The sequence below is a fragment of the Streptomyces sp. ActVer genome (genome assembly GCF_027270795.1).
Taxonomy (GTDB): Bacteria; Actinomycetota; Actinomycetes; order Streptomycetales; family Streptomycetaceae; genus Streptomyces; species Streptomyces umbrinus_A.
In genome coordinates this window covers 1-984 of the sequence record NZ_JAPWHT010000947.1, presented here as the reverse complement: position 1 = coordinate 984, position 984 = coordinate 1, and the positions used below count along the sequence as shown (strand labels likewise).

At 74.8% G+C, this 984-nt stretch carries 1 protein-coding gene; it reads left to right on the top strand.

Translation table 11 applies throughout. The annotated features are described in order from the left end of the window. The coding region (locus O3Q52_RS53530; RefSeq protein ID WP_269655605.1) for a four-carbon acid sugar kinase family protein at nucleotides 1–984 on the top strand (984 nt) is incomplete at both ends.

Here is a 984-nt window from a genome sequence, read left to right as displayed (position 1 = left end):
CGGTACGGGCCGCGCTGGCGTACGCCGACGGAGGCGTGGTGCTGAAGAAGATCGACTCGCTGCTGCGGGGCAACCTCGCCGTCGAGGCGGCCGCCTACGCGACCGGCGCCAGGGGTGTCGTGATCGCGCCCGCCCTGCCCGTGGCCGGCCGTACCGTCCGCGAGGGCGTCGTCAACCTGCACGGCACCGCCCTGCACACCACCGACGCCTGGCGTGCGGAGCCGGGTGCGGCGCCCGTATCGGTGGGGGCCGCCCTGGGCGGTGTACCGACACGGGTGGTGCCACTGGCGACGGTGCGCGCGCCCGAGCCCCCGCTGTACGACCGACTGCGGGCGCTCGTCGCCGAGGGGTACCACCCGGTGTGCGACGCGGAGACGGACACGGACCTCGACGCGATCGCCGAGGCGGCACTCCGACTCGGCCCGGGGATACGCCTGATGGGCACGGGCGGGCTCGCGGCGGCACTCGGACGCAGGCTCGCCCAGGCGGACGGGACGGCCTGGGCCCGGCTTCCAGGAAGAGATGGTGACCGTTTCACGGAAGCCGACCGGGACCATCCCACCGGAACGGACACGCCCGGTCCCGCAGGAGCCGACGGTGTGTCACCGGCCCCCGACGGCACCCCCTCCAGACCTCTACTGGTGGTGGTCGGTACCGCCGAGCCCACCGCCGTTGCGCAGATTGCGCAACTCGTCGCGGCCGGTGCGCGCCACGTTCCGCTGCCCGCACACACTCTCACCGACCACTCCACCCGGCTGCCCCCGAACATCCGCACAGAAGGCGGCCGAACGACGGACGGCGTCACCGTCGTCAGCATCGACGGCACCCACGCCGTCCACCCCGGCGCGGCCCGCGGCCTCGCCGCTGGCCTCGCCCACGCGGTCGCCGAGGCGGCGCACGAGAGCGACCTCGTCCTGACCGGCGGCGAGACCGCCCACCGGGTCCTCGACGCACTCGGCATCCGCGAACTCCTGCCGCTCGACC